We start from the raw sequence: 25,348 nt of genomic DNA, 5'->3' as shown, positions 1-25,348 counted from the left end.
TTTATTTCAGCATTCACTGGTTACTGAATGCTTAACAACCTGTAAATGAGATAAGTTACTTCAGCAAAGGGCCCTTTTCCAATGGGCAGGGAAACATAAACCACCTTAACAAATATAAACACGAGAAAAACGGTTCCTAATAAGCTGCTGATCCAGATTACGGCAGTCTGCCGGTACCGGCCTACGTACATAAAGGCCACCAGATATAAAAAAGTGGTTAAAAAGAACCCCAGAGTACTGACCAGTCCCACATAGCCTAAGGTCAGCGCGCTGCCCAGGTAAAGGAGCCGCGGGTATTTTTGCTTGGACTCTTGGGAAGCTTCATCATCAACCACTGCAATCTCTTCAGGAGGTTTAGTGGGCTTCCTAAGAAAGCTCTGGCCAATCTCCATCAGGCACATAATCATAACCAGTATCAGCACGGTCTTGGGCCAAAAATCCGGGCCCAATCGGCCCGGTTTGGCCGCATAGACAAAATGGTTGGTGCTGAGAAACAAGAGGACTGCCGCCGCCAAAAGAACCAGTGTAAATGCGTTTTCTGTAACCGCTTTCCGTAACGTCCGCCCTGGCATGGGTATCACCTCACCTTAAAGCTCTACTTTGCCAGCAGAGCTTTCATATTATCTAATTCCTGTTGCAGATAAAGCTTGGTATCTTCGGGCCCGGAATAACTGTCCTTCGAGGCGTATTGATCCTGCAGGAATTTTTGGTACTCCGCCGTGTCATAAACCTTCTTAAGGGTTTCTGCCAGAATGTTGACCTTTTCCGGGTCGGTACCCGCCTTTACGATGATGGAACGGAATTGAGGCAAGTAGATTTCATAACCCAGTTCTTTGGAACAGGGGACATCTTTAAAGGCCGGATCCCGTTCTTCATTAAAGATGATAAGCGGTCTGATTTGCTGGTTCTCCAGGTATTGGCGCACATCTCCCGCCTGTTCATAAAGCAAGTCCACATGGCCGCCCAGTATGGACGTATAACGCTCGCCGGGACTGGGAAAAGGCACGCCGGTCACTTTAATCCCTTTTGACTCCAGGTAACTGAGCGTAACATCGTCCAGGCTTCCTTCTCCCAGGATGCCCACTTTAAATTTACCCGGATTTTCTTTAGCGGCTTTTTCAAAGTCCGCCCAGGTTTTAAAGGGACTGTCGGCCTTTACAAACAGATAGGAAGGGGATTTCAGCATGATGCATATGGGGGTAAAGTCCTCCAGTTTCCAGGTTGCTTTTCCGGTATTCATGGTGGCATGGGTATCGGCAATATAAACGGATATGGACTGGCCGTTGGCTTCTGCCGCCAGTAATTTGGCCATGCCCGTTGCGCCGGTGGCGCCGGGCACATTAATCACCGGCAGGGAAACCTTTAATTCCTTTTCAGCTTCTTTAGACACTAACCGGGCCAATTGATCCGCTCCGCCGCCGGGTCCCCAGGGAACAATAAACTCAATGGGTCTTTCCGGGTAGTTTGCTTTTTGAGCGGTGGCCGGTTCTTCCGATCCACCACATCCGTTTAAACAAACTGCCAGGAGTAAAAGGGAGAGTGCGACCAAAGCCCTCCGCAGCTTCTTCATTTTCCTACCTCCTTTTTGCTTGACCTTCATTACCCCATGGATCTTAAGCCGGTCTTTTTAAGCATCACCCCCTGGTTTTTCCTTAAGCCTTTGCTTGGGGGTATTCTAGCGATTCTTGTTTTTACTGGGAATAGCCCTTAAGGTGGATTTTCCGGCGGCAAAAAAGGGTTAACAGAATTTTTACAGTGACAATCTTGTCCCTTCATCCAGGCCTGAATATAGAAAATAATCCTTTTAAACAGGAAAGTGCGTAAATGACAAAAGAAAAAGGACTTTCCAAGCAGCCTGACCGGATTAGACCATGGATTCTAAATAAGCCCGGAAAAATCTGTTTGCCAAAAGATAATTCCGAGCACCGAAGGGGTTCTTTTTTTGTCACGCTTCCATCTGTCCTTGAAGTCCGCGGGATAAAGAAAAACAAGGGGCTTTTTCCTTAAAGTTGTCCAAGATGAAATTGGCCGCAGCGGCACGGAGGACGGGAAAAATCCACCTTAAGAGCTATTCAAACTAAAATTAATAATGGCTAAAATACTCCCAACCAAATTTGGCCAGGAGTAAAAAGACGATTAATCGTTTCTGCTAAGGAGGGAGGGATCAGCGGAATCTTCTATTTGGCGTGGTGCTAACGATCCTGGTGGGATATCCATTTTACTAATACGGAGGATGAAACCGTGATAGCGTATTTGAATAAATCCCGGAGGGGGGAATAATATGGCGGATATTTTAAGTAATTTGGCGGTTGGCTTTATCCATGTACTGAACCCAACCATGCTGGCGGTGCTTGTGATCGGCCTGATCGTAGGCTTGATCGCGGGGGTCCTGCCCGGCTTGACTCTGGTGATGGGGGTAGTGCTGCTGCTTCCCTTTACTTACTCCATGGAACCCACCCAAGCCATTGTGTTGTTAACGGCGGTTTATCTCGCCGGGACCTACGGAGGGGCGTTTACCTCCATTTTGTTTAAAATCCCGGGGGAGCCCATTCATGTTCCCCTGTTGTGGGACGGGTATCCTATGACCCGGCAGGGGGAATCGGCAAAAGCCCTGGGGTGGGCCCTATATGCTGCCATGAGCGGGGGGCTGGTGGCGGCCGTATTTATGGTCATGGTGTCCGAACCCTTTGCCAAATTTGCTTTAAGCTTTGCCACACCCGAATATTTTTCCATTGTCCTGCTGGGCTTATGCGGAGTGATTATTTTAGGCACCAAATCCATTCCCCGGGCGGTCATTTCCTTGTGTATCGGCTTGCTGATTGCCACGGTGGGAATTGATGACATCTACGGGGCGGAGCGCTTCACTTTCGGAACCTCACTGCTCCGGGACGGCATTGATTATCTGACCGTTATGGTGGGGGCCTATGCCCTGGGTGAGATACTGACCCGGTTGGAAGAAGGGTTTACTTCCCCCACCCTGGAACAGGCGGGAACCATTAAAACAACCTTGCCCTCTTTAAGAGAATTTCGAGAAAGATCCATGGCTTTTGTCCGGGGGATTTCTGTAGGAACCTTTATCGGGGCGGCGCCCGGTGCGGGAGCCACGGTGGCGTCCTTTGTTTCCTACGGGGTGGAAAAAATGCTGGGCAAAAACAGAGATAACATGGGCAAGGGCGCGCCGGAAGGGATTGTTTCTTCTCAGTCTGCGGCAACGGCTTCGGTGGGAGGGGCTATGCTGCACCTCTTAACCTTAGGAATCCCCGGCAGCGGGGCAACCGCCGTAATCCTGGGAGCCTTCCTGCTGCACGGTATTCAGCCGGGTCCGCAGATTTTTACCAGCATGCCCGAAATGGTTTACGCCATTTTTGCTTCCATGTTTATCGGATTGGCTTTGATGGGATTAATCGGCTACCTGGCGGTAAAACCCTTTGTGAAGGTATTGGATGCGCCGGAAGCGGTCATCTCCGCCTTTATTATGGTATTGTGTTTTATCGGCGCTTTCACCATAAGAAATAATATCACCGATGTGTGGATGATGATTTTCTTTGGTATGGCCGGATATTTCATGGATCGCTACGGTTTTCCCATTGCACCCATGGTACTGGGGTCTATCCTGGGGGTTATGGCGGAACGAAACTTCATGACCACCATGATCAGCTACTCCAATGACTGGACCATTTTCTTTACCCGTCCCATTAGCTGTATCGCGCTGCTGTGCTGTATCCTGATGCTGGGGTTCACCATTTTGTTCCCCATGTGGAGAAACCGGAAAGAGAAAAAATTGACTGCTTAGCTTACATTGATCCATTGCTGTTGAAAAGAAGCGCCTGGTTTCTCAGGGGCTTCTTTTCCAAACAAAGATTGACAGAGGGGGTATAAAGATGGAGGATTTCGGTATTTTGTTGAGTATTATTACATTAAATATTGTTTTAAGCGGAGATAATGCGGTGGTTATCGCCATGGCCGGCCGCAACCTGCCGGAAGACCAGCAAAGGAAAGCCATACTCATTGGCAGCGGCGGTGCCATTGTTTTTAGAATTATTCTGACGGTGGCGGCTTTTTATTTGTTAAAGATCCCCTTCGTACAAGCCGCCGGCGGCCTGATGTTAATCTACATAGCCATTAAATTATTGACCCAGAAGGAGAGCTGTGAAGAATATCAGGCGGCCTGCAGCCTGATGGATGCGGTAAAAATTATTATCTTTGCCGATATCATCATGAGCCTGGACAATACCCTGGCCATTGTAGCGGTGGCCAAAGGCAGTTGGCTGATGCTTTTAATTGGCCTGGCAACCAGCATTCCCATCATCATATTTTGCAGCAAAATCATTATGTATTTTATGAACAAATATCCGATCATTATTTATATCGGGGCAGGCATTCTAGCCTGGACCTCCGGGGAAATGGTAATTCAAGACGAGAAAGTGATGACCTTTTTAGCCGGATTCCTGCCCCATATGGTTCACCGGGTATTCCCCTTGGTGGTTACCATTGCGGTTCTTTTATACGGCTGGCGCCATAATATGAAATCCTCCGAAGGCACGCTAAATACTCATAGTCAGTAAGGGGGGATTGGCTTGACTAAGATAAATCGAATGAAACAGATCAATAGCATCGTTCTTAGTCTAATCCCCATACAGGACCGCCAGACCTTTTTTACTAAGCTCTTTGATGAATTGGAAGAGATTTTACCCTTTCAGGAGGCCTTTGCAGCCAATATTAATGAGTATGGTCATTTAATCTTCTATTCCCGGAATATGAACAGCCAGAATTATCATGACTATAACAAAACCTATTGGCTGATGAATCCGGTACTAAGGGCCTTAAAAAAGAAGGAACGTACGGTGATAAGGCTTTCGGATTGTCAATGGGAGGGCCGTTATAAAACCGATTTCTTTAAAAAATTTATGGAGCCGCAAAATTATAAATATATTTTATCCTCCATACTTTATCGGCAGGAAAAAAATTTTGGCTATCTAACCTTTATCCGAGACGATAAAAATCAAAACTTTAGTCAATTGGATGTTAAGCAGCTTCAATACTTGGCTCCCTTTTTGACCTCTTGTCTGCTCAACATTGAACTAAAGGAACAACATCAATATTGCGAAAACTTTATTCATAACATGCCGGGGATGAGTGACAGAAGCAGCCTGGTGTTCAATAGCAATATGGAGATTGTGTATATTAAAGGTTTTGAGCTGGAAGAAGAAAATAAGGAACTGGTAGAGAGGCTGGCCGAGGTATCCGCCAATATAAAAAAGTATTTCTTAGCCCATAAAAAGCCGCCGGAGCAACAGGAAACGACGGTATTTATTGAACCTGATCTATATAAAATCACAACTTATTTGAGATTTTATATGGATCAGCCCCTTTTTATCCACTTGCTGCAAAAAATCACCTCGGATCTTTTTATCGAACAGGAAAGTTTAATGAGATTTTTAACAGACAGGGAAAGGCAGGTTACCAATCTTATTCTATATGGCTACACCAACCAGGAGATTGCCGATCAATTATTCATCAGCATAGAAACCGTAAAAACACATATTAATAATATTTTTAAGAAATTGTCCGTTAAAAATAGAAATCAGCTCATCAGGTCTTTTAATAGGCCGGGAGGTTATCATGTTTTCAATTGACATGGAAATCTTAAAAAATTTAATTTTAAACCTGTGTTTTATGTTTACGGTAGCTTGGATTTTCAATTTTTATAAAATCTCGGATAATTTAATTGCCAAAATTAAGTATCCTGCCATTTACTACATATTATATTTTAGTTTTATCAGTTTTTTAGGCGTGTTATTTGGCTATAGTTATGGCCCCGGTATCGTAAGCCTGAGATTAATGGGCCCCATCCTGGGAGGGATACTGTTTGGGCCGGTGGTGGGTTTGGGAACCGGGGTGATCAGCGGATTAATCCGGTTTACTCAACAAACCGAGATATCCCTATATACCAGCGTCGCTACAGTGATTATTGGCTTGGTGGCGGGATTGATTCATATCTTTTTAAAGGGAAAAATAAACAAAGTAAACGGAACCCTGGCGGTCCTGGCCATTGAAATTGTTTATGATATTTTAGGCTACTTCATATTGAGCAAAGAAGTTTGGGATAATTTTTTCAGCGTGATGTTCCTGCACCGCAGTCTGGTGGATGTTGCGGCAGCGCTGATCTTTCTGAGAATGCTGGAAATATCCGCCGGCTATAAGGAGGAACTAAATAAGTTTAAATTTCTTAGCAGCGAAGATTATCTAACTGGAATCTATAATATCAGGCATTTTAGCGATACGTTAACCCGTTTGGTAAGCAAAGCCGGCAGAGAAGGGAAACGCCTGGGTCTAATTTTATTCAGCATTGAGGGCATGGAACTCATTGTATCCCAAAATGGCTTTGGCAACGGTAAAATGACGATGAATCAATCGGCTAAAATTCTTCGCAACCTGTGCGGGGGCAACCTTTTGTTTAAGCTGCCGCAAAATGTTTTTGCCATTATCATGCTTCATGAATGCAATAACCTGGAGCAAACAAAGGCTACTCTGGGAGAATTTCTCAAAAATTCCCTGAAGGAAATTAACAAGGAACTGGATGTGCTGGGTTCAACGGCCCTGTTCCCCCGGGACGGCGCCACCATGCCGGATTTATGGCAGCATGCGGAAAAGGGATTGGAGATGGAAAAGCAGCGCCGATTGCCCAATCCTCAGGAGTTGCAGCCGGAGGATTAGAGGGGGATCTTGATTACCGCAGATGCAGGCAGATGAATTATTCCTAAATTGCAGGAAAAAGCACGATGCCATCCAGAAGTAAGATATAAAGCCTGACATCGGAGGGAATCAATTGACATATGCTGTAAATTTATATTTTAATCAAGAGGCGGAAAATTATATAATCAATATCTGGCGGCAGTTGACGGCATTAGAGAAAGGCAAATGCCTGATCTGCTGTAACAGCAGGCCCCATATTACCCTGGCCATTTATGAAGGGATTGATTTAGAGGAAACCCAAAAAAGATTAAAGGCCTTTGCCCGAAATATTCATTCCTTTCATCTCCAGTTTCTGCAAATCGGAATTTTCCCCCAACCTAAGGGCGCCATATTTTTAACACCCAATCTAACCGATGAATTATTTAAGGTCCACCGGGATTTTCATCAGGCGTTTATGGATTACCAGGGACAGGGGTGGGACTATTATAAGCCCAACGCCTGGTATCCCCACTGCACCCTGGCCCTGGAGACTCCCTTAGAGGCCATACCCTGCGTGCTGGGGGAAATTTTAAAGGTTTTTCAGCCCATGGAGGTTTGTGTTGAATCCATCGGAATGGCCTCTTTAGATCCCATTAAGTACTTAATGGAGCTGCAACTGAAAAAAGAATAAAACAGAGAAAGTGTCCTATGAGCGGGACGCGGCAAAGGAATAAGGAGGAAGCGGGATGGAATTAGAACATATCGGCTTAAGGGTTAAAGACGTTCAAAGATCCTTTCGCTTTTATAAGCAAATTTTTGGTTGTGAGTTGATAGAATCTTACCAAGATGAACGGGTGGAAATTATTTTTGCCCAATGTGGCAAGAACGTACTGGAATTGATCCGGGATAAGGGCGGTATGTCCGGCCGGGCAGCCGGGGTTATCGATCATCTGGCCTTTCGGGTGGAGCGACTGGAAGACTGGATGGACAAACTGGCGGAGCTGCAGGTTCCCTTTATTTCGGAGCAGCCCCGGGATTTTAAAGGCGGCCGGATTTTCTTTTTTAAGGGCCCGGACGGAGAAATATTAGAACTGGTAGAGGAACCTCCGCAGAAATAAAAGTGCGACAAGGGAAGGTCACCCTTGCCGCACTTTTTTATGAGAAACGGACGGATAAGAAAATAATAGCAGATCAAAAAAAGGTATTGACTCAATATATTCTGAAATATATGATATTTATAAAATAAAACGATTCAATAATATATTAAATAATAATTGAATCGTTTTAAATTCAATGCCGGGGGTAAGCCGATGGCCACCATAAAAGATGTTGCTAAACTTGCTTCAGTATCGGTAGGGACCGTATCCCGCTTTCTGAATGGATACACCATTAAAGAAGAAAATCAGACCCGGATTGAACAGGCAATCCAAACCCTGGATTTTAAGTTTAACCCCATAGCCAGAGGATTAAGAACCAACAAAACCTACTCGGTGGGTGTATTAATCCCCCGTATCAGCGATATTTTTTGCACCCAGGTCATCGAAGGCATTGAAGAGGTTCTGGAACCTCTGAACTACAGCATTTTGATCTGCAGCTCAAATGATAAGCTGGAGCTGCAGCGGGAGAAAATTAACTTTTTACAAAACAAATGTGTGGATGGCATCATTGCCATGCCGGTGACTTCGGCAGAATTTAATGTGGATAAAGTAACCGGGAATGGAACCCCGGTGGTATTAATTGACCGGCTGGTTAAAGACTGTGAGCTGGATGCGGTTGTGGCGGACAATGTCAATGGAGCCTATTTAGCGGTGGAGATGATCATTAATAAAGGCCATCAAAAAATTGGCATTATTGCCGGACCCCAGGAGATTTACACCGCTCAGGAACGTTTAATGGGTTATCTGCGGGCCTTGAATGATTACCATATTGAAGTGAATGAGGACTATATTATTCACACCCAATATAAAAAAGATGGCGGCATTGATGCTTTTCATCAGTTAATTAGTTTGCCGGACCGGCCTACGGCCATTTTCACCACCAATTATCCCATCACCGTCAATACCATGAGGCTGATGCTGGAAAAGGGCCTCCAAATAGGGCAGGATGTTTCCCTGTGCGGATATGATCAAACAGAGCTTTTTCAAATGCTGAATCCTCCCATATCCGTGGTGGTGCAGCCCTCGAAAGAGATTGGCATCCAGGCGGCGGAAATATTGTTAAAAAGAATAGGCGGGGACTTCAGCCGGTTTCCGCAAATTCAGAGATTGAAGACCTCTCTGATTGCTACGGATTCGGTTAAAACCCTGTTTTAGCCTAAGTTGAGTATACATTATTCGGTATTCAATATTACTTTAGGAGAGGGGTGGAATAGGCTTATTTGATGAAAAGAGAATAGAACAGCCGGATTTTTGCAATTTCACATCCCATAACAATTTATTTCGGTAGGAAAGAGGGGTTAAAATGAAAAAGTTTGGTAAATTAGCTTTAACTTTCATGCTTATTTTAGGTTTGGTTGTGCTCAGCGGTTGCGGCAGCAATGAAGCGGAAAAGGAAAATAAAGACGCCGGGTCGGACAAGCAAGAAATTGTCATCGGCGCTTCCTTGTTAACCCAGCAGCACCCGTTCTATGTATCCCTTAAAAATGCCATGGAAGCGGAAGCAAAAGCCCAGGGTGTAACTTTAAACGTATCCATTGCCAACCAGGATCTTAATAAGCAAATTTCCGATATTGAAGATTTTATTACCAAGGGTGTGGACGCCATTATTCTCAGCCCGGTGGACTCCAAGGGCGTAACCGCCGCTGTTAATAAAGCCAAGGCGGCCAACATTCCCGTTATTACCGTAGATATTCCGGCGGTAGGAGCTGAGACCGATGCCCACGTGGCGACCGATAACCTCACCGGCGGAAAAATTGCCGGGGAAGAAATGGCCAAGGTATTAGGCGGTAAGGGCAAAGTGGCGGTGATTGATTACCCCACGGTACAGTCTGTTATCGACCGTGTAACCGGATTTAAAGAATCCCTGGCCAAATATCCGGACATTCAAATTGTTGCTATCCAGCCCGGCATTACCCGGCCGGAGGCTTTAAGCGCAGCCCAGAATATGCTCCAGGCCAACGGTGACTTAAACGGCATTTTTGGCTTTGGGGATGATGCGGCGCTGGCTGCCGTAGCGGCGGTTAAATCGGCCGGAAAAGAAGATCAAGTGAAGGTGATTGGCTTCGACGGCATGGAAGAAGCGAGAAACGCCGTTAAAAGTGAAAAATCCTTTGTGGCCGTAATCACTCAGTACCCCGACCAAATGGGTAAAGAAGGCCTTGTTACCGCACTGAAGATCCTGAAGGGCGAACAAGTGGAAAAAGTAGTGCCCATTACACCGGGTGTGTTTACGAAAGAGGGAGAAAGAAAGTAACCTTCATTAACCTGTTGATTTGAAACGATTCAAACTCGATACCTTCCCGGCAAAATGCCGGGAAGGTATATCGTTAAGGGGGTGCATTCATGCCGGACGAAATTTTACTGGAGATGAAAAATATTAAAAAGGTATTTGGCCGTGTGGCGGCTTTATCCCATGTAAATCTCATAGTAAAGAAGGGCCAGGTTCATACTTTGTTAGGTGAAAATGGTGCCGGTAAATCAACACTAATGAAAATATTGTCCGGTGTTTACCAGGCGGATGAAGGAGAGATTCTTTTTAAAGGGGAAAAGATTCGGCTGCTGAATCCAAGGGATGCCCAGAGCCGCGGCATCAGTATTATATACCAGGAATTAAGCCTTTGCCCCAACCTCAGCATTGCGGAGAACATCTTTGCCAACCGGGAACCCAGCAAGGGCTTTTTTATTAAAGATAAAGAGATGAACCTGGCAGCCAAGGAATTGCTGAAGCAGATTGAAATGGAGGTTTCTCCGAAAACCCTGGTCAAGGACCTTAGTATTTCTCAAAAACAAATGGTTGAAATTGCCAAAGCTCTCTCGGTAAAAGCGGAGGTGCTGATTATGGACGAGCCTACTTCCGCCCTTAGCAGCCGGGAAGCCGAGATCCTCTTCCGCATTATTGAAAAGCTGAAGCAAAGCGGAGTGGCCATTATTTATATTTCCCACCGCATGGATGAATTATTGAAAATATCCGATGAGATTACGGTATTACGGGACGGCAGTTATATTGGAACCGTCAGCAGGAGTGAGGCGGATATCAACAGCCTGATTCGCATGATGGTTGGCAGAGAGTTAAAAGACATTTACCCCAAACGGAATTCTGAAATCGGTAAAGAAACCTTGTTGGAAGTAAAAGGCTATAGCAAAAAGGGCCTTTTTGAAGATATAAGCTTTGCCTTAAAAAGTGGTGAAATACTGGGTATATTTGGTCTGGTAGGGGCAGGCCGTTCGGACCTGGCCAATGCTTTATTCGGAATAACCAGGCCGGAACAAGGTACCCTGAAGATAAAAGGGAAAGACGCCAAAATCACCAAGCCAGAGGACGCCATTAAACATAAAATGGCTTTTATCACCGAGAATCGGCGGGAACAGGGTCTCGTGGTTTCAGAAACGGTGAAGAGAAATGTATCCATGGTGGTAATTGATAAACTGGTTAAGGGTGGTTTGTTAAACGATAAGAAAGAAAATGCCATGGCCCTCCGGGCGGTGAAAGAATTAAATGTCAAGACCTCCAGTATTCTGCAGCGGGTGAATCATCTAAGTGGCGGCAACCAGCAAAAGATCGTCCTGGCCAAATGGCTGGAGACGCACCCAGACATTCTGATTCTGGATGAACCCACCAGAGGAATTGACGTGGGGGCAAAGCACGAGGTCTATAACATCATGAGGAGACTGTCCCAAGCAGGGGTTGGCATTATCATGATTTCCTCGGAACTTTCCGAAGTGCTGTTCATGAGTGACCGCATGTTGGTAATGCGCAATAAAAAAGTGGTTAGAGAAGTTGTTTCTTCTGCTACTTCCCAGGATGAAGTCATGCTGTATGCCACTGGAGGTAAATAACGATGACAAACTTATCAAATTCAACGGAACTGAAAAATAACGCTTGGAAAGAAGCCGGCATTCATTTTCTGAAAACCTACGGGGGAATTCTCGCCGGGTTGATCGTCCTGGTGGTTCTTTTCTCCTTCAGCTCCCCGCATTTTTTTAAGGTAGGGAATTTGTTAAATATTGTTCTGCAAATCTCCATCATTGCCATTTGTGCCTTTGGCATGACCTTTGCTTTAATTGTTGGCGGCATTGATCTGTCTGTGAGTTCGACCATTGCTTTATCCGGAACGGCGGCGGCCTTACTGCTGCAGAGCAATGTTCCCTTTATCCTGGTGGTGCTCATGGTCGTTGGTTTAGGCGTGGTTTTAGGGGCCTTTAACGGCGTGCTGATTTCCAAAGCCTCCATACCGGCCTTTATCGTCACAGTGGCCACCATGGGAATCTTTAGGGGCATTGCCTATATCTTAACCGATGGCGTGCCTGTATCCATTCAAAATCCAACCTTTTTAGCTTTAGGCAACGGTTCCTTCCTGGGAATCCAGATTCCCATTATTATTTTGCTGGTGTTCTTTGTTTTCAACCACATCCTTTTGTCCAAAACCAAGTTCGGACGTCGCGTATACATTACCGGCGGCAATGAGGAAGCGGCCCTTTATGCCGGTATTAACGTGGCCCGGCTGAAAATATGGGTATATATTATTACGGCTTCCATGGCCGCTATCAGCGGATTGATCTTTGCCTCCAGGCTTTATTCGGCCCAACCCAATGCGGCCAGCGGCTACGAGCTGGACGCCATTGCCGCGGCGGTACTGGGTGGAACCAGCCTGAGCGGCGGCAGTGGAAAAATCTTTGGCACCTTAATTGGCGCCATTATTATCGGGGTCATCAATAACGGCATGAACCTGATGGATGTTTCCTATTTTTATCAGTTAATTGTCAAAGGTCTGGTGATTCTAATCGCTGTTTATATTGACGTAAAAAATAAGAGCAGAAAAAGTTAGGAGAAAGCCTATGTCAGAGATTATCATTATTGGGGAAATCCTGGTGGAAGTGATGGCCAAACATTTAAATCAGCGGTTCGACCAAACGGGAGAATTTCTGGGGCCCTTTCCCAGTGGCGCACCGGCCATTTTTATCGATCAGGCAACCAAGACGGGCAGCTCCTGCGCCATCGTTGCCAAGGTGGGGAACGATGGTTTTGGCCGGTTAAATATTGAACGTCTGCAACGGGATGGGGTCGATGTGCAGTATATTCAGACCGTAGCGGAGAAAACCACCGGCATTGCTTTTGTTACCTACCGAGAGAATGGCGACCGGGAGTTTATTTTCACCCTCAAAGATTCCGCCGCCGCCTGTATTAACCGGCAGGATATTACCGAAGCCATGTTTCAAGGTTGCAAATATTATCAAATCAATGGCTGTTCCGCCTTTAATGAAGAAATGATGGCCACCATAAAAAAAGCGGTGTTCCTGGCCAAAGCCCAGAATGCCCGGATTGCCTTTGATCCCAATATTCGCAAAGAACTGCTGGAGGATGAAAATTTTAAACAGTTTATTGATTTTATATTAAAAAATACCGATGTTTTTCTTCCCGGGGAGGAGGAGCTGAGATTCATCACCGGGTTGGAGGACGAGGAGCAGGCTGTGCGCAAAATCTTAGAGCAAAATGTGCGGTATGTGGTGGTTAAGCGGGGGAAACGGGGCTGCCGGGTTTACGATCAACAGTCTTATTTTGATGCGGCTCCCTTCCAGGTGGAAGAGGTCGATCCTACCGGGGCAGGGGATTGCTTTGCCGGAACCCTGATTTCTTTATTGAATCAAGGGAAATCCATCCAGGAAGCGGTCCTCTTTGCCAATGCCGCCGGGGCCTACGCCGTTACCCAAAAGGGCCCTATGGAAGGAACGGCCACCTTAGAGGAACTGAAAGCGTTTATGCGCTCCAAGGGAGGGGAAACAAGATGCCTTTAGTATCCGGCCGGGATCTTTTAGAGCATGCCAAACAAAATCATTACGCCGTGGGCGCCTTTAATTTCACCAATATGGAGAATCTGCAGGCCATTATCGCAGCGGCGGAGGAACTGAATGCTCCGGTAATCATTCAAATTACCGAAAAGAGCATTGCTTATGCCGGTCTGGGCTATTTGCACGCCCTGGGCAAATTTGCGGCTGAAACAGCCAGGGTGCCGGTGGTGCTGCATCTGGACCACGGCAAAGAATGGTCTACAGTGATTCATTGCATAAGGAACGGTTGGACCTCGGTGATGATCGACGCCTCGAAGAAGCCCTTTGAGCAAAATGTGGCTTTAACGCAAAAGGTAGTTGAAGTGGCCCGGCCGGTAAAGGTTGCGGTGGAGTCCGAACTTGGCTTTATCGGCGGCAAAGAAGGCGATATCACTCCCGAAGGGGATATCTACACCGATGTGGAGCAGGCGGTGGAATTTGCCCGGCGGACCGGAACCGACGCCCTGGCCATCGCCGTGGGAACCGCCCACGGTATTTATAAGGGTGAAGTGAGAATTGATTTTAACAGAATAAAAGAGATTAAAGAACGGACCGCCATGCCCCTGGTGCTTCACGGTTCCTCCGGGGTGCCCGATGAAATGATCCGCCAGGCGGTGGAGGCGGGCATCAATAAAGTGAATTTTGATACGGAAATTAAGCTGGCTCATTTGGCAGCCTTAAAAAATTTTTTACAGGAACATCCTGGTGAGTATGACCTGCGTAAAATGAATGAGCCCGGACGTCAGGCCATGAAGGAAAAGGTGAAGGAGAAAATCCGCCTGCTGTCCAGTGAAGGTCAAAATTGGCAATAGGCCGGGCTGGGACAGCCGGTCCTGCAGGAGGAAGGCATCTTGATTACAACCATTACTTTAAATCCGGCAGTGGATGTAAGATACAATCTGGATTATTTTGCCCTGGATCAATCCCATCGCTGCGCCGATTATCAGAAAACCGCCGGCGGCAAGGGCTTAAATGTCTCCAGGGTCCTGAAAATATTGGGCCATGAGATCCAAGCCACGGGATTTTTAGGGGGCGGCAGCGGGGAATTCATTGCCGGTGAATTGAAGAAGCTGGACATTGATAACCGATTTGTTCAGATCGACCAGGAAACCAGAACCTGCATTGCCATCCTGTCCGAGGGTCCGGTGCAAACCGAAATATTAGAGGCCGGGCCGGAGATTGGGCAGAAATATGCGGCGGAGTTTATGGAGCGGTATGTCCATTTATTAAAGGACGCAACGGTAATCTGTGCTTCCGGCAGTTTGCCCCGGGGACTGCCGGAGGATTATTACTGCCTGTTAATCCGCAAGGCCCATGAAAAGAAAATAAAGTTTATTCTGGATACCAGCGGAGCCGCGCTGAAAAAGGCCATTGCCCACCGGCCCTTTTTGATCAAGCCCAACCGAGCGGAGCTGGAGGACTTATGCGGTAAAGCATGCGCCGGGGAAAAGGAACTGGTGGAACAGGCCCTGGCCCTTCATCAGGCCGGAGCGGAGAACGTGGTTGTCTCTCTGGGTGCGGAAGGAGCCATTTACTTAAACGCCCAGGGGGCCTATAAAGCCTCCGTCCCTGAAATAAGCTGCCGCAACCCGGTGGGCTCCGGGGATGCCATGATTGCAGGTTTTGCCCATGCCGTTACAAACAAAATGAGTCTGGAGGACTCACTGCGGTTTGCCTGTGCCTGCGGCATAGCCAATGCCATGGAGGCGGAAACCGGTAAAATAAATTGCGCTGTCATGGATGAACTAAGGCGGCAAATCCGGGTGGTTGCCATTTACTAAAGAGCGGCAAGCCTACTCTGCTTCAAAGGGAAAGGATTTTAAGTCATTCCGGACGCTCTCGGCAGGTTTTATACTCTGAGGGAAACAGAAGATATTTTCGGGGTCATATTTTCTTTTTATATACTGCAAAATTTCTACGTATTCGCCAAAGTAAGCTTCCTGGTAATCCTTCAGCCGGTTATAGGGGAAGTTAACATAGGAACCGCAGGTAAGAGTTTTTAAATATTTAAAACCCTCGGCTACCCAGGCCTGATGAGCCGGGGCGGCGGATTTATTTTGCCACTCCGATGAAACGGCCATGATATAGTTTGCCGACCGATAGAAGAAAGCCGTACCGGTCTCCGGAATATCCCTCACCGCTCCACCCAGGGAATATACGGCTAGGCGTGAAGTGGTATCCGAAGGGGCCTGATCCATGATCTGAATGAACTTCTCAAGCTCCTCCCGGGAAAAATCCCTGAACACAAACCCGCCCGGGGACTGAAAGGCCGACCGTTCATAACGCGCTCCGATGATATTAACCGCATCGATAAAATCGACACATTCAATGGTACGAAGTGTTAAGCCGGGGATGCTCAAGAAGGGCGCCAATATTTCCTTAGCTTCTGCCGGGGTTCCATAAAAGAACGAGTTTAAATAGGCACTCTTTTTATAAATTCCTCCAAAGCCGCTGATTCTTCTGTCCAAACCCTTTAACCATTCCTGCCATACCTCTAAAAAGGCCAATCTGGCCGGTTTATTTTCCCAGCGTAATTGGATCAGTGTAATTTTCTTTACTGCTTCTATTTTAAACTGATAAGATACCACCACGCCAAAATTTCCTCCGCCAGCTCCCCTTAGAGCCCAAAATAAATCCCGGTTGCAATTTTGATTGACAGTTAATTGGTTTCCGTTGGCGTCAATCATGGTTGCTTCAATTAAATTATCTGCTGTCAGCCCCAAATAACGGGTGGATAGCCCGATTCCCCCCCCTAAAACCAGTCCGGAGATACCCACCGTGGGGCAGGTTCCTCCTGCAAAGGCATAGCCGCATGCAGACAGTGTTTGGTATAAGTCCTTTAAGCGGGTTCCCGCCTCAACGGTCACGGTATTTTGGCAGGTATCTACTTTTATATGGTTCATTAAGCTGGTGTCAATGACCAAGGTGCCCGTACCGCTGGAATAGCCCTCATAATGATGGGCTCCGGAGCGGACGCGCAGCGGGATGCAATGTTTTCTTGACCAACAGATGGCGTTGGCTACGTCTTGGGCGTTACGGCAGTATACAATGGCCCTGGGGAATGTGTCGATGGCCTTGTTCCACTCCTGCCTGGCCAGTGCATATTCGGGATCACAGGGTGTTATGACTCTGCCCGTTAAACCTTCGTAATTCAAAAGAATCACCTTTTTCGCTTTTATTAACATTTTATGGAAAATAAAATAAAATGCTACTTTGCTTAGCGGTGCTTTCTCTTGTTGACCGGGCTTTATCGTGATAATATATGGAAATACTCATGAGGGTAAATTTTTCTCGTAAGGTAAATGAAAATGCCCCGGAGGAGAAGCTTTTCTGCGGGACTTAAGGGGATTATTAATGGATGAATAAAACATTGGTGCTGGCTGAAAAGCCCTCGGTGGCAAGGGATTTAGCCAGGGTGCTAAACTGCGGTAAAAAGGGCAATGGCTATTTTGAAGGAGATCAATATATTGTTACCTGGGCCTTGGGCCACCTGGTAACCCTGGCGGACCCGGAGGCTTATGATCAGAAATATCATTCCTGGAGGCTGGAGGATCTGCCCATCCTCCCTTCCTATTTGAAACTGGTTGTTATTAAGCAGAGCAGCAGGCAATTTTATACTGTTACGGCGCAAATGAACAGAAAAGACGTTGCAGAGATTGTGATTGCCACCGATGCCGGCCGGGAAGGGGAACTGGTAGCTAGATGGATTATTGAAAAGGCCCAGGTGAAAAAAGCCATTAAGCGTCTGTGGATTTCTTCCGTTACGGATAAGGCCATTCGGGACGGCTTCCGCAGCCTGAAAAAAGGGCAGGCCTATGAACACCTTTACGCATCGGCCGTGGCCCGGGCGGAGGCCGATTGGCTGGTGGGCATCAACGCCACCCGGGCTTTAACCTGCAAACATAATGCCCAGCTCTCCTGCGGCAGGGTGCAAACGCCCACCCTGGCCATCATTGCCAAAAGGGAAGAGGAAATAAAGAATTTTAAACCCAAAAATTTTTACGGTATTACCGCTGTAAGCAATGGTTTAAAATTAACCTGGCAGGACAGCCGCAGCAAAGACACCAAAACCTTTGATGCGGATTACTGCGATAAGATTCTGCTGGCCATAAAAAATAAGCCTGCCGAGATTATCGAGGTAGAGAAGGCTCATAAAAAAAGTTTTCCTCCCCAGCTCTATGATTTAACAGAACTGCAAAGGGACGCCAACCGGCTCTTTGGCTATTCGGCCAAGGAAACCCTGTCCCATATGCAAAGGCTGTATGAGCATCATAAGGTGTTAACCTATCCCAGAACCGACTCCCGGTATCTCTCCACGGATATGGTGGAGACCTTAAAAGACCGGGTTGAGGCCTGCCGGGACAACCCCTATACTAAGATGGCCTTTAAAATTTTAAAAAATCCGATCCAGATCAGCAAATCCTTTGTGGATAACAGCAAGGTTTCCGACCACCATGCCATTATTCCCACGGAGCAGCCCCTCTGCCTCAGTGCCTTAAATGATAAGGAAAGAAAGATCTATGACCTGGTGGTGAGGCGGTTCCTGGCAGTTTTGTACCCTCCCTTTGAATACGAACAAACCACCCTAAAGGCTAAAATTGGCCAGGAGCTTTTTATTGCCAAGGGGAAAAGGGTGCTGGCCCAGGGCTGGAAGGAAGTCTACGACAATCAATTTGAGGACGAAGACCAGCCGGAGGGTCTTGCGGAACAAAGATTACCCGGTATAAACAAAGGCGATCGTTTAAAGATCTCGTCCATATCCCAAACCAAGGGAGAGACCAAGCCCCCGGAGCCATTTAATGAGGGAAGCCTCCTTTCGGCCATGGAAAACCCCACCAAATACATGGCCAATCAGGATAAAGAATTAATAAAAACCATTGGCAAGACCGGCGGTCTTGGAACGGTAGCCACCCGGGCGGATATTATTGAAAAGCTCTTTAACAGTTTTTTAATTGAAAAGAAGGGCAAGCATATTTTTATCACTTCCAAGGGCAGGCAGCTTCTGGAGCTGGTTCCCGGAGATTTAAAGGCTCCCGATTTAACGGCGGAATGGGAACAAAAGCTGGAGGCCATTGCCAAAGGGGTTCTGAATAAAAACCATTTTATTGACGAGATGAAGCAATATGCCAAACTTTTAGTGCATGAAGTGAAAAACAGTGAAAATAAATTCCGGCATGATAATCTTACCGGTAATAAATGTCCTCAATGTGGCAAACGGATGCTGGAGGTTAATGGGAAGAAGGGGAAAATGCTGGTCTGTCAGGACCGGGAGTGTGGTTATCGAAAGGGCCTCAGTAAAATAACCAACGCCCGATGCCCCAATTGCCATAAACGCATGGAGCTGCATGGGGAAGGAGAAGGGCAAATCTTTGTCTGTCCCTGTGGTTACCGGGAAAAACTGACTGCTTTTAATGAGCGGCGGGGGAAAGAGAAAACCGGCAGCCTTTCCAAAAAGGAACTCTCCCAATATCTCCAGAATCAAAAAAAGGACGAAAAGGACGGTTTAATGAACACTGCCCTTGCGGATGCACTGGCCAAGTTGAAACAGCCATAACCTGCATGAATCAATGAACAGGGAAAGAAGGGAGCAGGGATTTAGATGCTCCCTTTTTTTATTTAAAAAATGTCATTCTATGGTTTGACACTTTGTTAAGAATTGATTAAAATTATGTTAACAAAACTTCTTATTTGTTCATGTAGTCGTAGTAGCACCCAGGGCTACTTTTTTTAATTAACTGATTTGTGAAAAAAAGAATATGCAGTTTTAAGGGGTGAGGTTCTATGGTATGGCAAGAAGCAATTTTAAGTATGGTCGGAGGAATGGGACTGTTATTATACGGTATGCACCTGTTAAGCGACGGGCTGCAGAAGGTGGCGGGGAAAAAGCTGCGGGAGGCCCTAACGACCTTAACCAAAAATAGAATCATCGCCATGGGCTTAGGGATTGTTCTCACAATCTTGTTTCAAAGCAGCACAGCCACTTCGGTAGTGCTGGTCAGTTTAACCAGTGCCTGTATTATTACGCTAAGGCAAGCCCTGGCGGTGATTCTCGGAGCCAATATCGGTACCACCGTCACGGCTCAGCTCATTGCACTGAAGGTGACTGAAATCGCCCTGCCCATCGTGGGAATAGGGGCGCTGATTATTTTTTATAGTAAAAAGAACAAATACAAGCGCCTTGGCCATGTTTTAATCGGCTTGGGTTTGCTCTTTTTAGGACTTAAAATCATGGCTGAGGCTATGGCTCCTTTAAGGAGTGATCCTTTATTTGTGCAAATACTGACCCATTTAAACGGTCATGAAATTATAGCCCTGATGGTGGCCGCTGTTTTCACTTTTTTGGTAGCCAGCAGTGCCGCCACCATCGGGATTATCATGCTGTTGGCCATGCAGCATATGATTGGACTGGAATTAGCCATTTACATGCTTTTGGGAGCCAATGTAGGGAGTTCCTTTACCGCGGTATTATCCAGTTTGGGGTCCTCCAGGGAAGCCCAGCGGGTAGCCACCGCGCACCTGTTGTTTAACGTGACCGCTGCGCTGCTGTTCTTTCCTTTTGTGGACTACCTGGCGGCCATCATGGCGCGGCTGTTCTCTTCTCCGGGTTTCCAGGTGGCCAATACCCACACTTTTTTCAATATTGCCATGGTTTGCTTGTTTCTGCCCTTTGTACCTCAATTTGCCCGGCTGCTGGAGTTTATTGTCCCCGAAAAGGAAGAGGCGGAGAAAGGGGTTAAGCCGAAGTATTTGGATGAAAGCCTGTTCCCCAGCCCGGAGCTGGCCATCGGTATGGCCACCAAAGAGATTATGCATATCTCCGATCATGTGGCGGATATGACCAAAGGAATTTATGCCTTGTTTAGAAACTTTGATTTTGATCAGGCCGAAAGGCTGCGGCAAAAGGAAGAGGATGTGGATACTCTGTCCAATGCCACCAATAAATATTTAACGCACCTGCTGCGGCAGCAGTTAAGCCGGGATGAGTTTAATAAAGCCATGGGCCTGGTTCATATTGTCAGGGATTACGAATACATTGGAGATGTTATTGAGAAAAATATTTTATATAAAGCGGAAGCTAAAAATGCCAACAATGTTGATTTCTCTGCAGAAGGGCATAAAGATATTATTGCCATGCATAATAAAATTGTGGAACTGCTTTATATAGTCAACTCAGCCTTTGCCACCAATAACTGCCTGCTGGCGGAAAAGGCCAAGTCTCTGCAGGAAGATATTGTTGATCTGGAATTTCGTTTACGCATGAGCCATATTGCCCGCATGCAAAGAGGTGCGACAGAGACAGAAAACACCAGTTTTATTCATATGGATGTGATTAATGCCTATTTAAGAATTAGTGAACATTTAAAAAATATTGCCATGGCGCTTACCGATGAAGTTTCCTGCACCTGGCATGATGAAGCCCTGATTTTGACCCCGCCCTCTGAGATTTGGGAAGGCAACGGTAAAGGAAGTCAAAGCAGAGGCTCGGCGGTGAATTAAGCAGCCTCCCGCTCAGCGCGGTGTTTGGGGCGGTAAAGGGAAGCGAAGATTATCCGGCGGGATTAAAGGAATTCCAAGGCTTGTGTAGTAACAGTATAAATGAATGAGGGGCAGCCGTTACATTGCAAAATGCAGGGGTGCCCCTTTTCCTTTAAGGGAAAAATGCTTCAATTTATTTTAATAATTCAAATGCCGCCAGTGAAACCGCCGCCACCGTCATGCCGGGAAGAAGCAGGGGTTTGTAGGAGCGCATAAAATCCGTTTTAAAATATTCAACCGTTAGAATAAGGCAGAGATGAACTGGAGACAGCATGACTCCCACCACTCCGGAAACGTAGGCCAGCATAACATACCCTGCCGTAGGTTCAATCATGGACATGACCAGCGGGAAAGCCACCCCAATGCAGGCTTGAACCAGTCCGGTCAATAGGCCGATCATCAGAGGCAATAAGAAGATAATGATGTCCGTCGGTATGCCCAGGGATGAGATGGCGCCGCTTACCTGGGGAATGGCACCGGATACTTCCAATACATCCTTAAAGGCCATGGTGCCCCAGGTTAAAAAAACAATTTGTATGGTTAGCCGGTCGGTTAACGTACGATAAATGGCTTTGGGGGAATAACGTTTTTGAAAAATCAACAAACCCAGCACCACACTCAAGGCCGGCACAATGGGGACCCGGCCAAGCACCAGCATCACCGTGGCCCACAGGGGCCAGGTATTGGCAACAAGGGATTTCAGAGGATTTGCGCCCTCCTGAGGGATGGGCCGGTCAGGTTTAGCGGCCTTTATTTTTTCAACAGTATCTTCTTTTTTATAGCGCCTGAATACATACCAATAACCCAGCAGCAGCCAAAGAACGGTAAAGGGCCACTGCCAGATCAATATGGTTGACAGGGGAATTCCTGAAAAATGAGACGCCAGGAGCAGTCCCGGATAGAGTGGCAGAGAGTATTCCCAGATATGCCGAAACCAGAAATTAATGAACACTTTATCCTCCGAGCGGTAGGGTGAACCGGAGGTGGCCGCAGCCACCAGGGGAGCGGAAAAACGGGCGCCCCCTGCGGAGGGTAAAAAGCCAACGATGGCCGGGATAGAAATAAGCAGTACCCGGGGGTTCCAGGGAAGTTTAAATAATGAATCGGTCATGGCCCGCAGCATCAAGGTCTGCCGCATCACAGACTCTAAAATCATAATCAGCACCAGTGCGGCAATTAATTCTACCGTGGACGGACTAACCAGCGTCAAACCCACCTGCCGGATTAAAGGAAGCCAGCCTAGACCGAAAAGAAAACCCAGGACACTGGTGGATACCAGCATGGTAACTCCCAGACTGAATTTTCTGCGCAGCATAATAATGATGATGAGAAAAATAGCAAGAACTTTTAACAAAGGGAACATGGCCGCACCTTCTAAGTAACATATTTTTGATACGAAATTTATTTTACAATGATCATACCAGAAAAATGAATTCTTCTAAACGTCATAATAAAGATTTTGTCGACTAAAAGGCTCCCTCTTATAAGAAAAATTAAAGGAATATGGGGAAGCCGCGAATAAATCAATCCTTTAGATTCTCTACACTGGGAGCTGGGGTACATGGGAAAAATCAGACAAAAGGTTAACCTGTTTGATTTTCATACCATTCGTTGGAGAATAACCCTTGTTATTCTGGTGGTCATCATTTTTCACATTGCCACAATCCTCTGGATAACCAGGCAGGTGCATATCAACGCCACCCAGGCCGCTTTGGAAAAGGTAAAGGGGGATCTGCAGATGGGAGAGGCCCTTCTGGATGCCCATTATCCCGGGGACTGGATGCTGGAGAACGGCAAGCTTTGCAAGGGGAATGTCTGCATGAACAATAATAATTTAATTGTGGATAAAATTGGCCGCATGACCGGCAACACCTGTACTGTTTTTCAGGGAGATGTCCGTATTGCCACCAATATAATGAGAGACGGCAGCCGGGCCATCGGGACTAAGGTGTCGAAGGAAGTAGCCCAGGTTGTTCTCGGAGAGGGACGGGAATATTGGGGGGAAGCGGAGGTAGTGGGAATTAAATACCAGACCGCCTATAAACCCATTAAAGATTCTGCCGGAAAAAACATCGGCATTTTCTATATGGGAGCCAACAAGCAATATGTGGATAGCCTGTTTAGAAACTGCCTGTGGAATGTTGGCGCCACCTTTTATCTCAACTTGCTGATGATTGTCAGTGTGGTTTGGGTATTAACCAAATCCCTGGTGCGGCCGGTGCGGGAACTGGTCCATTCGGCAAATCGGCTGGCCCGGGGAGATCTGGATACTAAAATTGTGGTGAAGGCACAGGATGAGATTGGTTATATTGCCAAGGCCATTGAGAGAATGCGCAAGGAGCGCAAGCGTTCCGAAGAAAAATTACGCTCAGCTCATCAACAATTGCTAAATATCATTGAATTTTTGCCCGACGCCACTTTTGTTATTGACCAGGACAGAAGGGTGATTGCCTGGAACAGAGCGGTGGAGGAGATGTCGGGGGTTGGCAAAGAGGAGATTATCGGCAAAGGGGATTATGCCTATGCCAAAGCCTTTTATAATGAGGCCAGACCTATTTTAATTGATTTGTTTTTTTTCGATTATCCGGAAATCCGGGGGAAATACAACTATATCAAGAATAAAGAGAAAACCCTTTTTGCAGAAATCTTCTTCCCGGAAAGAGGAGATGAAGAGGGGACCTACTGGTGGGCCACCGCGTCTCCCTTGTTTAATGATGAGGGAAAACTGGTGGGCGCCATTGAATCCATCCGGGATATTACCGAGCAGAAGGTGAATGAGAAGCGGCTGGAATATTTAGCCACCCACGATTCCCTGACCTCTATTCCCAACCGCTTCTTTCTGGAGGAGACCCTTAAGCGGGCGGTGGCTAGAGCTAAACGAGGCAGAAAAAGCGCCCTTTTGCTGATTGATCTGGATAACTTTAAAATGGTCAACGATACCCTGGGGCACGACGCGGGGGACCGGCTGCTGCTGTCCCTGACCGGAATTCTCCGCAACAACCTGCGGGAAGAGGACTTTTTAGCCCGCCTGGGCGGGGATGAATTTGCCGTGTTATTGGAAGGAGCCGCTGCGGAAGAGGCCATGGTGGTAGCGGAAAAACTCCGGCGGGTAATCGATGAGAGCGAGCTGTGCCTGGTAATGTACCGGTCGTGTTTTAATGTAAGTCTCAGCATCGGTATTACTTTGGTGGAGGGAGACATGCCGCCCAGCAGGATTCTGGCCCTGGCGGATACAGCTCTTTATAAGGCCAAAGAGGGCGGCAGAAATCGGATTGCCTTCCTGAGGAACGGGGAAGATGAGACCAGTCATTTTTCAGAAACCAATCAGATGGTAACCCTCATTAAAGGGGCCTTGAAGGAAAACCGTTTTGTCCTCTATTTCCAGCCGGTTGTCTCTATTGAAGGCGGTCACATCATCCATTACGAGGTTTTGGTGCGGATGAAGGACACCGAGGGAGAATTGATTTTTCCCAACCGCTTCATTCCGGTGGCCGAACGCTTTGGTCTGATGCCTCAGATTGACCGCTGGGTTGTTGAGTCTTCCCTGAAAGTGTTGGCGCGGAGCCCGGATAAGAAGCTTTTTATAAATTTATCCGGGGTCAGTCTGGGTGATGAAGATTTGTTGCAATTTATTAAGCAGGCCGTTGGGGAGAATAACATCGATCCCTCCAGGATCGGCTTTGAAATAACGGAAACCGCGGCGGTAAAAGATTTGTCCCGGGCGGAGAACTGGATCAGCGAACTCAGAAAGATTGGCTGCCGGTTTTCTCTGGATGACTTTGGTATTGGTTTTTCTTCCTTCTACTATTTAAAGATTCTGCCGGTGGATTACATTAAAATCGACGGGTCCTTTATTCGTAATGTACACCAAGAAAATACTCACAGCGCCCTGGTGCAAGCCATTAACACCGTGGCGCAGACCCTGTCCAAAAAAACGGTGGCCGAATTTGTGGAAAATGAGGAGGACCTGAAAAAGCTGCAGGAGCTGAAAGTGGATTACGCCCAGGGGTATTATCTGGGCAGGCCGGAGCCGGAAGAGTGCGGCGACGCTCCTGGTAGTAAAAAGCCCTTGAAGGATCATTAACCCTTAACTGGGATCTCTGATTTGTTGCTGAGGAGTATGTTTGCCGGCATTTTTGGTATGCTATGTTTAA

Annotated in this window: 20 protein-coding genes; 16 read left to right on the top strand and 4 right to left on the bottom strand. The window is 46.9% G+C overall.

All coding sequences use genetic code 11. From position 1 onward, the window contains the following. Window positions 1–20 precede the first annotated feature (20 nt). Window positions 21–572: a tripartite tricarboxylate transporter TctB family protein gene (locus DESRU_RS19285; RefSeq protein WP_013843778.1), complete on the bottom strand. Its 552-nt coding sequence runs from the start codon at window positions 570–572 to the stop codon at window positions 21–23. A gap of 23 nt (window positions 573–595) precedes the next feature. Further along, a complete protein-coding gene (locus DESRU_RS19280; protein WP_013843777.1) occupies window positions 596–1,570 on the bottom strand; it encodes a tripartite tricarboxylate transporter substrate binding protein in 975 nt (324 codons plus the stop codon). A gap of 711 nt (window positions 1,571–2,281) precedes the next feature. Here DESRU_RS19280 and DESRU_RS19275 point away from each other — a divergent pair. From DESRU_RS19275 to pfkB, 13 genes are all read left to right on the top strand, one after another. Then, a complete protein-coding gene (locus tag DESRU_RS19275) occupies window positions 2,282–3,793 on the top strand; it encodes a tripartite tricarboxylate transporter permease (RefSeq protein WP_013843776.1) in 1,512 nt (503 codons plus the stop codon). 88 nt (window positions 3,794–3,881) lie between these two features. Further along, window positions 3,882–4,565, top strand: coding sequence for a TerC family protein (locus DESRU_RS19270; RefSeq protein WP_013843775.1), 684 nt, complete (start codon window positions 3,882–3,884; stop codon window positions 4,563–4,565). Between the two features lie 12 nt (window positions 4,566–4,577). Then, window positions 4,578–5,636, top strand: coding sequence for a response regulator transcription factor (locus DESRU_RS21570; protein WP_013843774.1), 1,059 nt, complete (start codon window positions 4,578–4,580; stop codon window positions 5,634–5,636). Then, a complete protein-coding gene (locus DESRU_RS19260) occupies window positions 5,623–6,717 on the top strand; it encodes a LytS/YhcK type 5TM receptor domain-containing protein (RefSeq protein WP_013843773.1) in 1,095 nt (364 codons plus the stop codon). Before DESRU_RS21570 ends, DESRU_RS19260 begins: the two co-directional genes overlap by 14 nt. 112 nt (window positions 6,718–6,829) lie before the next feature. Further along, the gene (locus DESRU_RS19255; RefSeq protein WP_013843772.1) at window positions 6,830–7,366 is read left to right on the top strand and encodes a 2'-5' RNA ligase family protein; all 537 of its coding nucleotides are present in this window, start codon (window positions 6,830–6,832) and stop codon (window positions 7,364–7,366) included. Between the two features lie 55 nt (window positions 7,367–7,421). Then, window positions 7,422–7,793, top strand: coding sequence for a VOC family protein (locus DESRU_RS19250; protein WP_013843771.1), 372 nt, complete (start codon window positions 7,422–7,424; stop codon window positions 7,791–7,793). A 192-nt stretch (window positions 7,794–7,985) separates the two neighbouring features. After that, window positions 7,986–8,987, top strand: coding sequence for a LacI family DNA-binding transcriptional regulator (locus DESRU_RS19245; RefSeq protein WP_013843770.1), 1,002 nt, complete (start codon window positions 7,986–7,988; stop codon window positions 8,985–8,987). Between the two features lie 148 nt (window positions 8,988–9,135). Then, the gene (locus tag DESRU_RS19240) at window positions 9,136–10,086 is read left to right on the top strand and encodes a substrate-binding domain-containing protein (protein WP_013843769.1); all 951 of its coding nucleotides are present in this window, start codon (window positions 9,136–9,138) and stop codon (window positions 10,084–10,086) included. Window positions 10,087–10,175: 89 nt separating this feature from the next. Then, the gene (locus tag DESRU_RS19235; RefSeq protein ID WP_013843768.1) at window positions 10,176–11,669 is read left to right on the top strand and encodes a sugar ABC transporter ATP-binding protein; all 1,494 of its coding nucleotides are present in this window, start codon (window positions 10,176–10,178) and stop codon (window positions 11,667–11,669) included. Between the two features lie 2 nt (window positions 11,670–11,671). Further along, the gene (locus DESRU_RS19230; protein WP_013843767.1) at window positions 11,672–12,658 is read left to right on the top strand and encodes an ABC transporter permease; all 987 of its coding nucleotides are present in this window, start codon (window positions 11,672–11,674) and stop codon (window positions 12,656–12,658) included. A 10-nt stretch (window positions 12,659–12,668) separates the two neighbouring features. Further along, window positions 12,669–13,625 carry a sugar kinase gene (locus DESRU_RS19225; protein WP_013843766.1) on the top strand — a complete coding sequence of 319 codons (957 nt, stop codon included), beginning with the start codon at window positions 12,669–12,671 and terminating at the stop codon, window positions 13,623–13,625. Then, entirely contained in the window at window positions 13,616–14,470 is an 855-nt protein-coding gene (gene fba / locus DESRU_RS19220) for a class II fructose-1,6-bisphosphate aldolase (protein ID WP_013843765.1), read from the top strand. Before DESRU_RS19225 ends, fba begins: the two co-directional genes overlap by 10 nt. Before the next feature lie 39 nt (window positions 14,471–14,509). Next, the gene (pfkB, locus tag DESRU_RS19215; RefSeq protein ID WP_013843764.1) at window positions 14,510–15,439 is read left to right on the top strand and encodes a 1-phosphofructokinase; all 930 of its coding nucleotides are present in this window, start codon (window positions 14,510–14,512) and stop codon (window positions 15,437–15,439) included. Window positions 15,440–15,451: 12 nt separating this feature from the next. On the opposite strand, the gene DESRU_RS19210 is transcribed toward pfkB, so the two are convergent. Further along, window positions 15,452–16,843: an FAD-binding oxidoreductase gene (locus tag DESRU_RS19210; RefSeq protein WP_049786770.1), complete on the bottom strand. Its 1,392-nt coding sequence runs from the start codon at window positions 16,841–16,843 to the stop codon at window positions 15,452–15,454. Between the two features lie 173 nt (window positions 16,844–17,016). Between DESRU_RS19210 and DESRU_RS19205 the strand changes: the two genes are divergently transcribed. Next, the gene (locus tag DESRU_RS19205) at window positions 17,017–19,212 is read left to right on the top strand and encodes a DNA topoisomerase III (RefSeq protein WP_013843762.1); all 2,196 of its coding nucleotides are present in this window, start codon (window positions 17,017–17,019) and stop codon (window positions 19,210–19,212) included. Window positions 19,213–19,439: 227 nt separating this feature from the next. Then, window positions 19,440–21,155: a Na/Pi cotransporter family protein gene (locus DESRU_RS19200; protein WP_013843761.1), complete on the top strand. Its 1,716-nt coding sequence runs from the start codon at window positions 19,440–19,442 to the stop codon at window positions 21,153–21,155. Between the two features lie 172 nt (window positions 21,156–21,327). On the opposite strand, the gene DESRU_RS19195 is transcribed toward DESRU_RS19200, so the two are convergent. Then, window positions 21,328–22,557 carry a DUF401 family protein gene (locus tag DESRU_RS19195; protein ID WP_013843760.1) on the bottom strand — a complete coding sequence of 410 codons (1,230 nt, stop codon included), beginning with the start codon at window positions 22,555–22,557 and terminating at the stop codon, window positions 21,328–21,330. 198 nt (window positions 22,558–22,755) lie between these two features. On the opposite strand from DESRU_RS19195, the gene DESRU_RS19190 reads away from it, so the two are divergent. Beyond that, window positions 22,756–25,278 carry an EAL domain-containing protein gene (locus tag DESRU_RS19190; protein WP_013843759.1) on the top strand — a complete coding sequence of 841 codons (2,523 nt, stop codon included), beginning with the start codon at window positions 22,756–22,758 and terminating at the stop codon, window positions 25,276–25,278. The last annotated feature ends 70 nt before the right edge of the window (window positions 25,279–25,348 follow it).

This window comes from Desulforamulus ruminis DSM 2154, from assembly GCF_000215085.1.
Taxonomy (GTDB): domain Bacteria; phylum Bacillota; class Desulfotomaculia; order Desulfotomaculales; family Desulfotomaculaceae; genus Desulfotomaculum; species Desulfotomaculum ruminis.
Note: the sequence above shows the minus strand (reverse complement) of the source record. Positions and strands in the feature narration are given on the sequence as shown.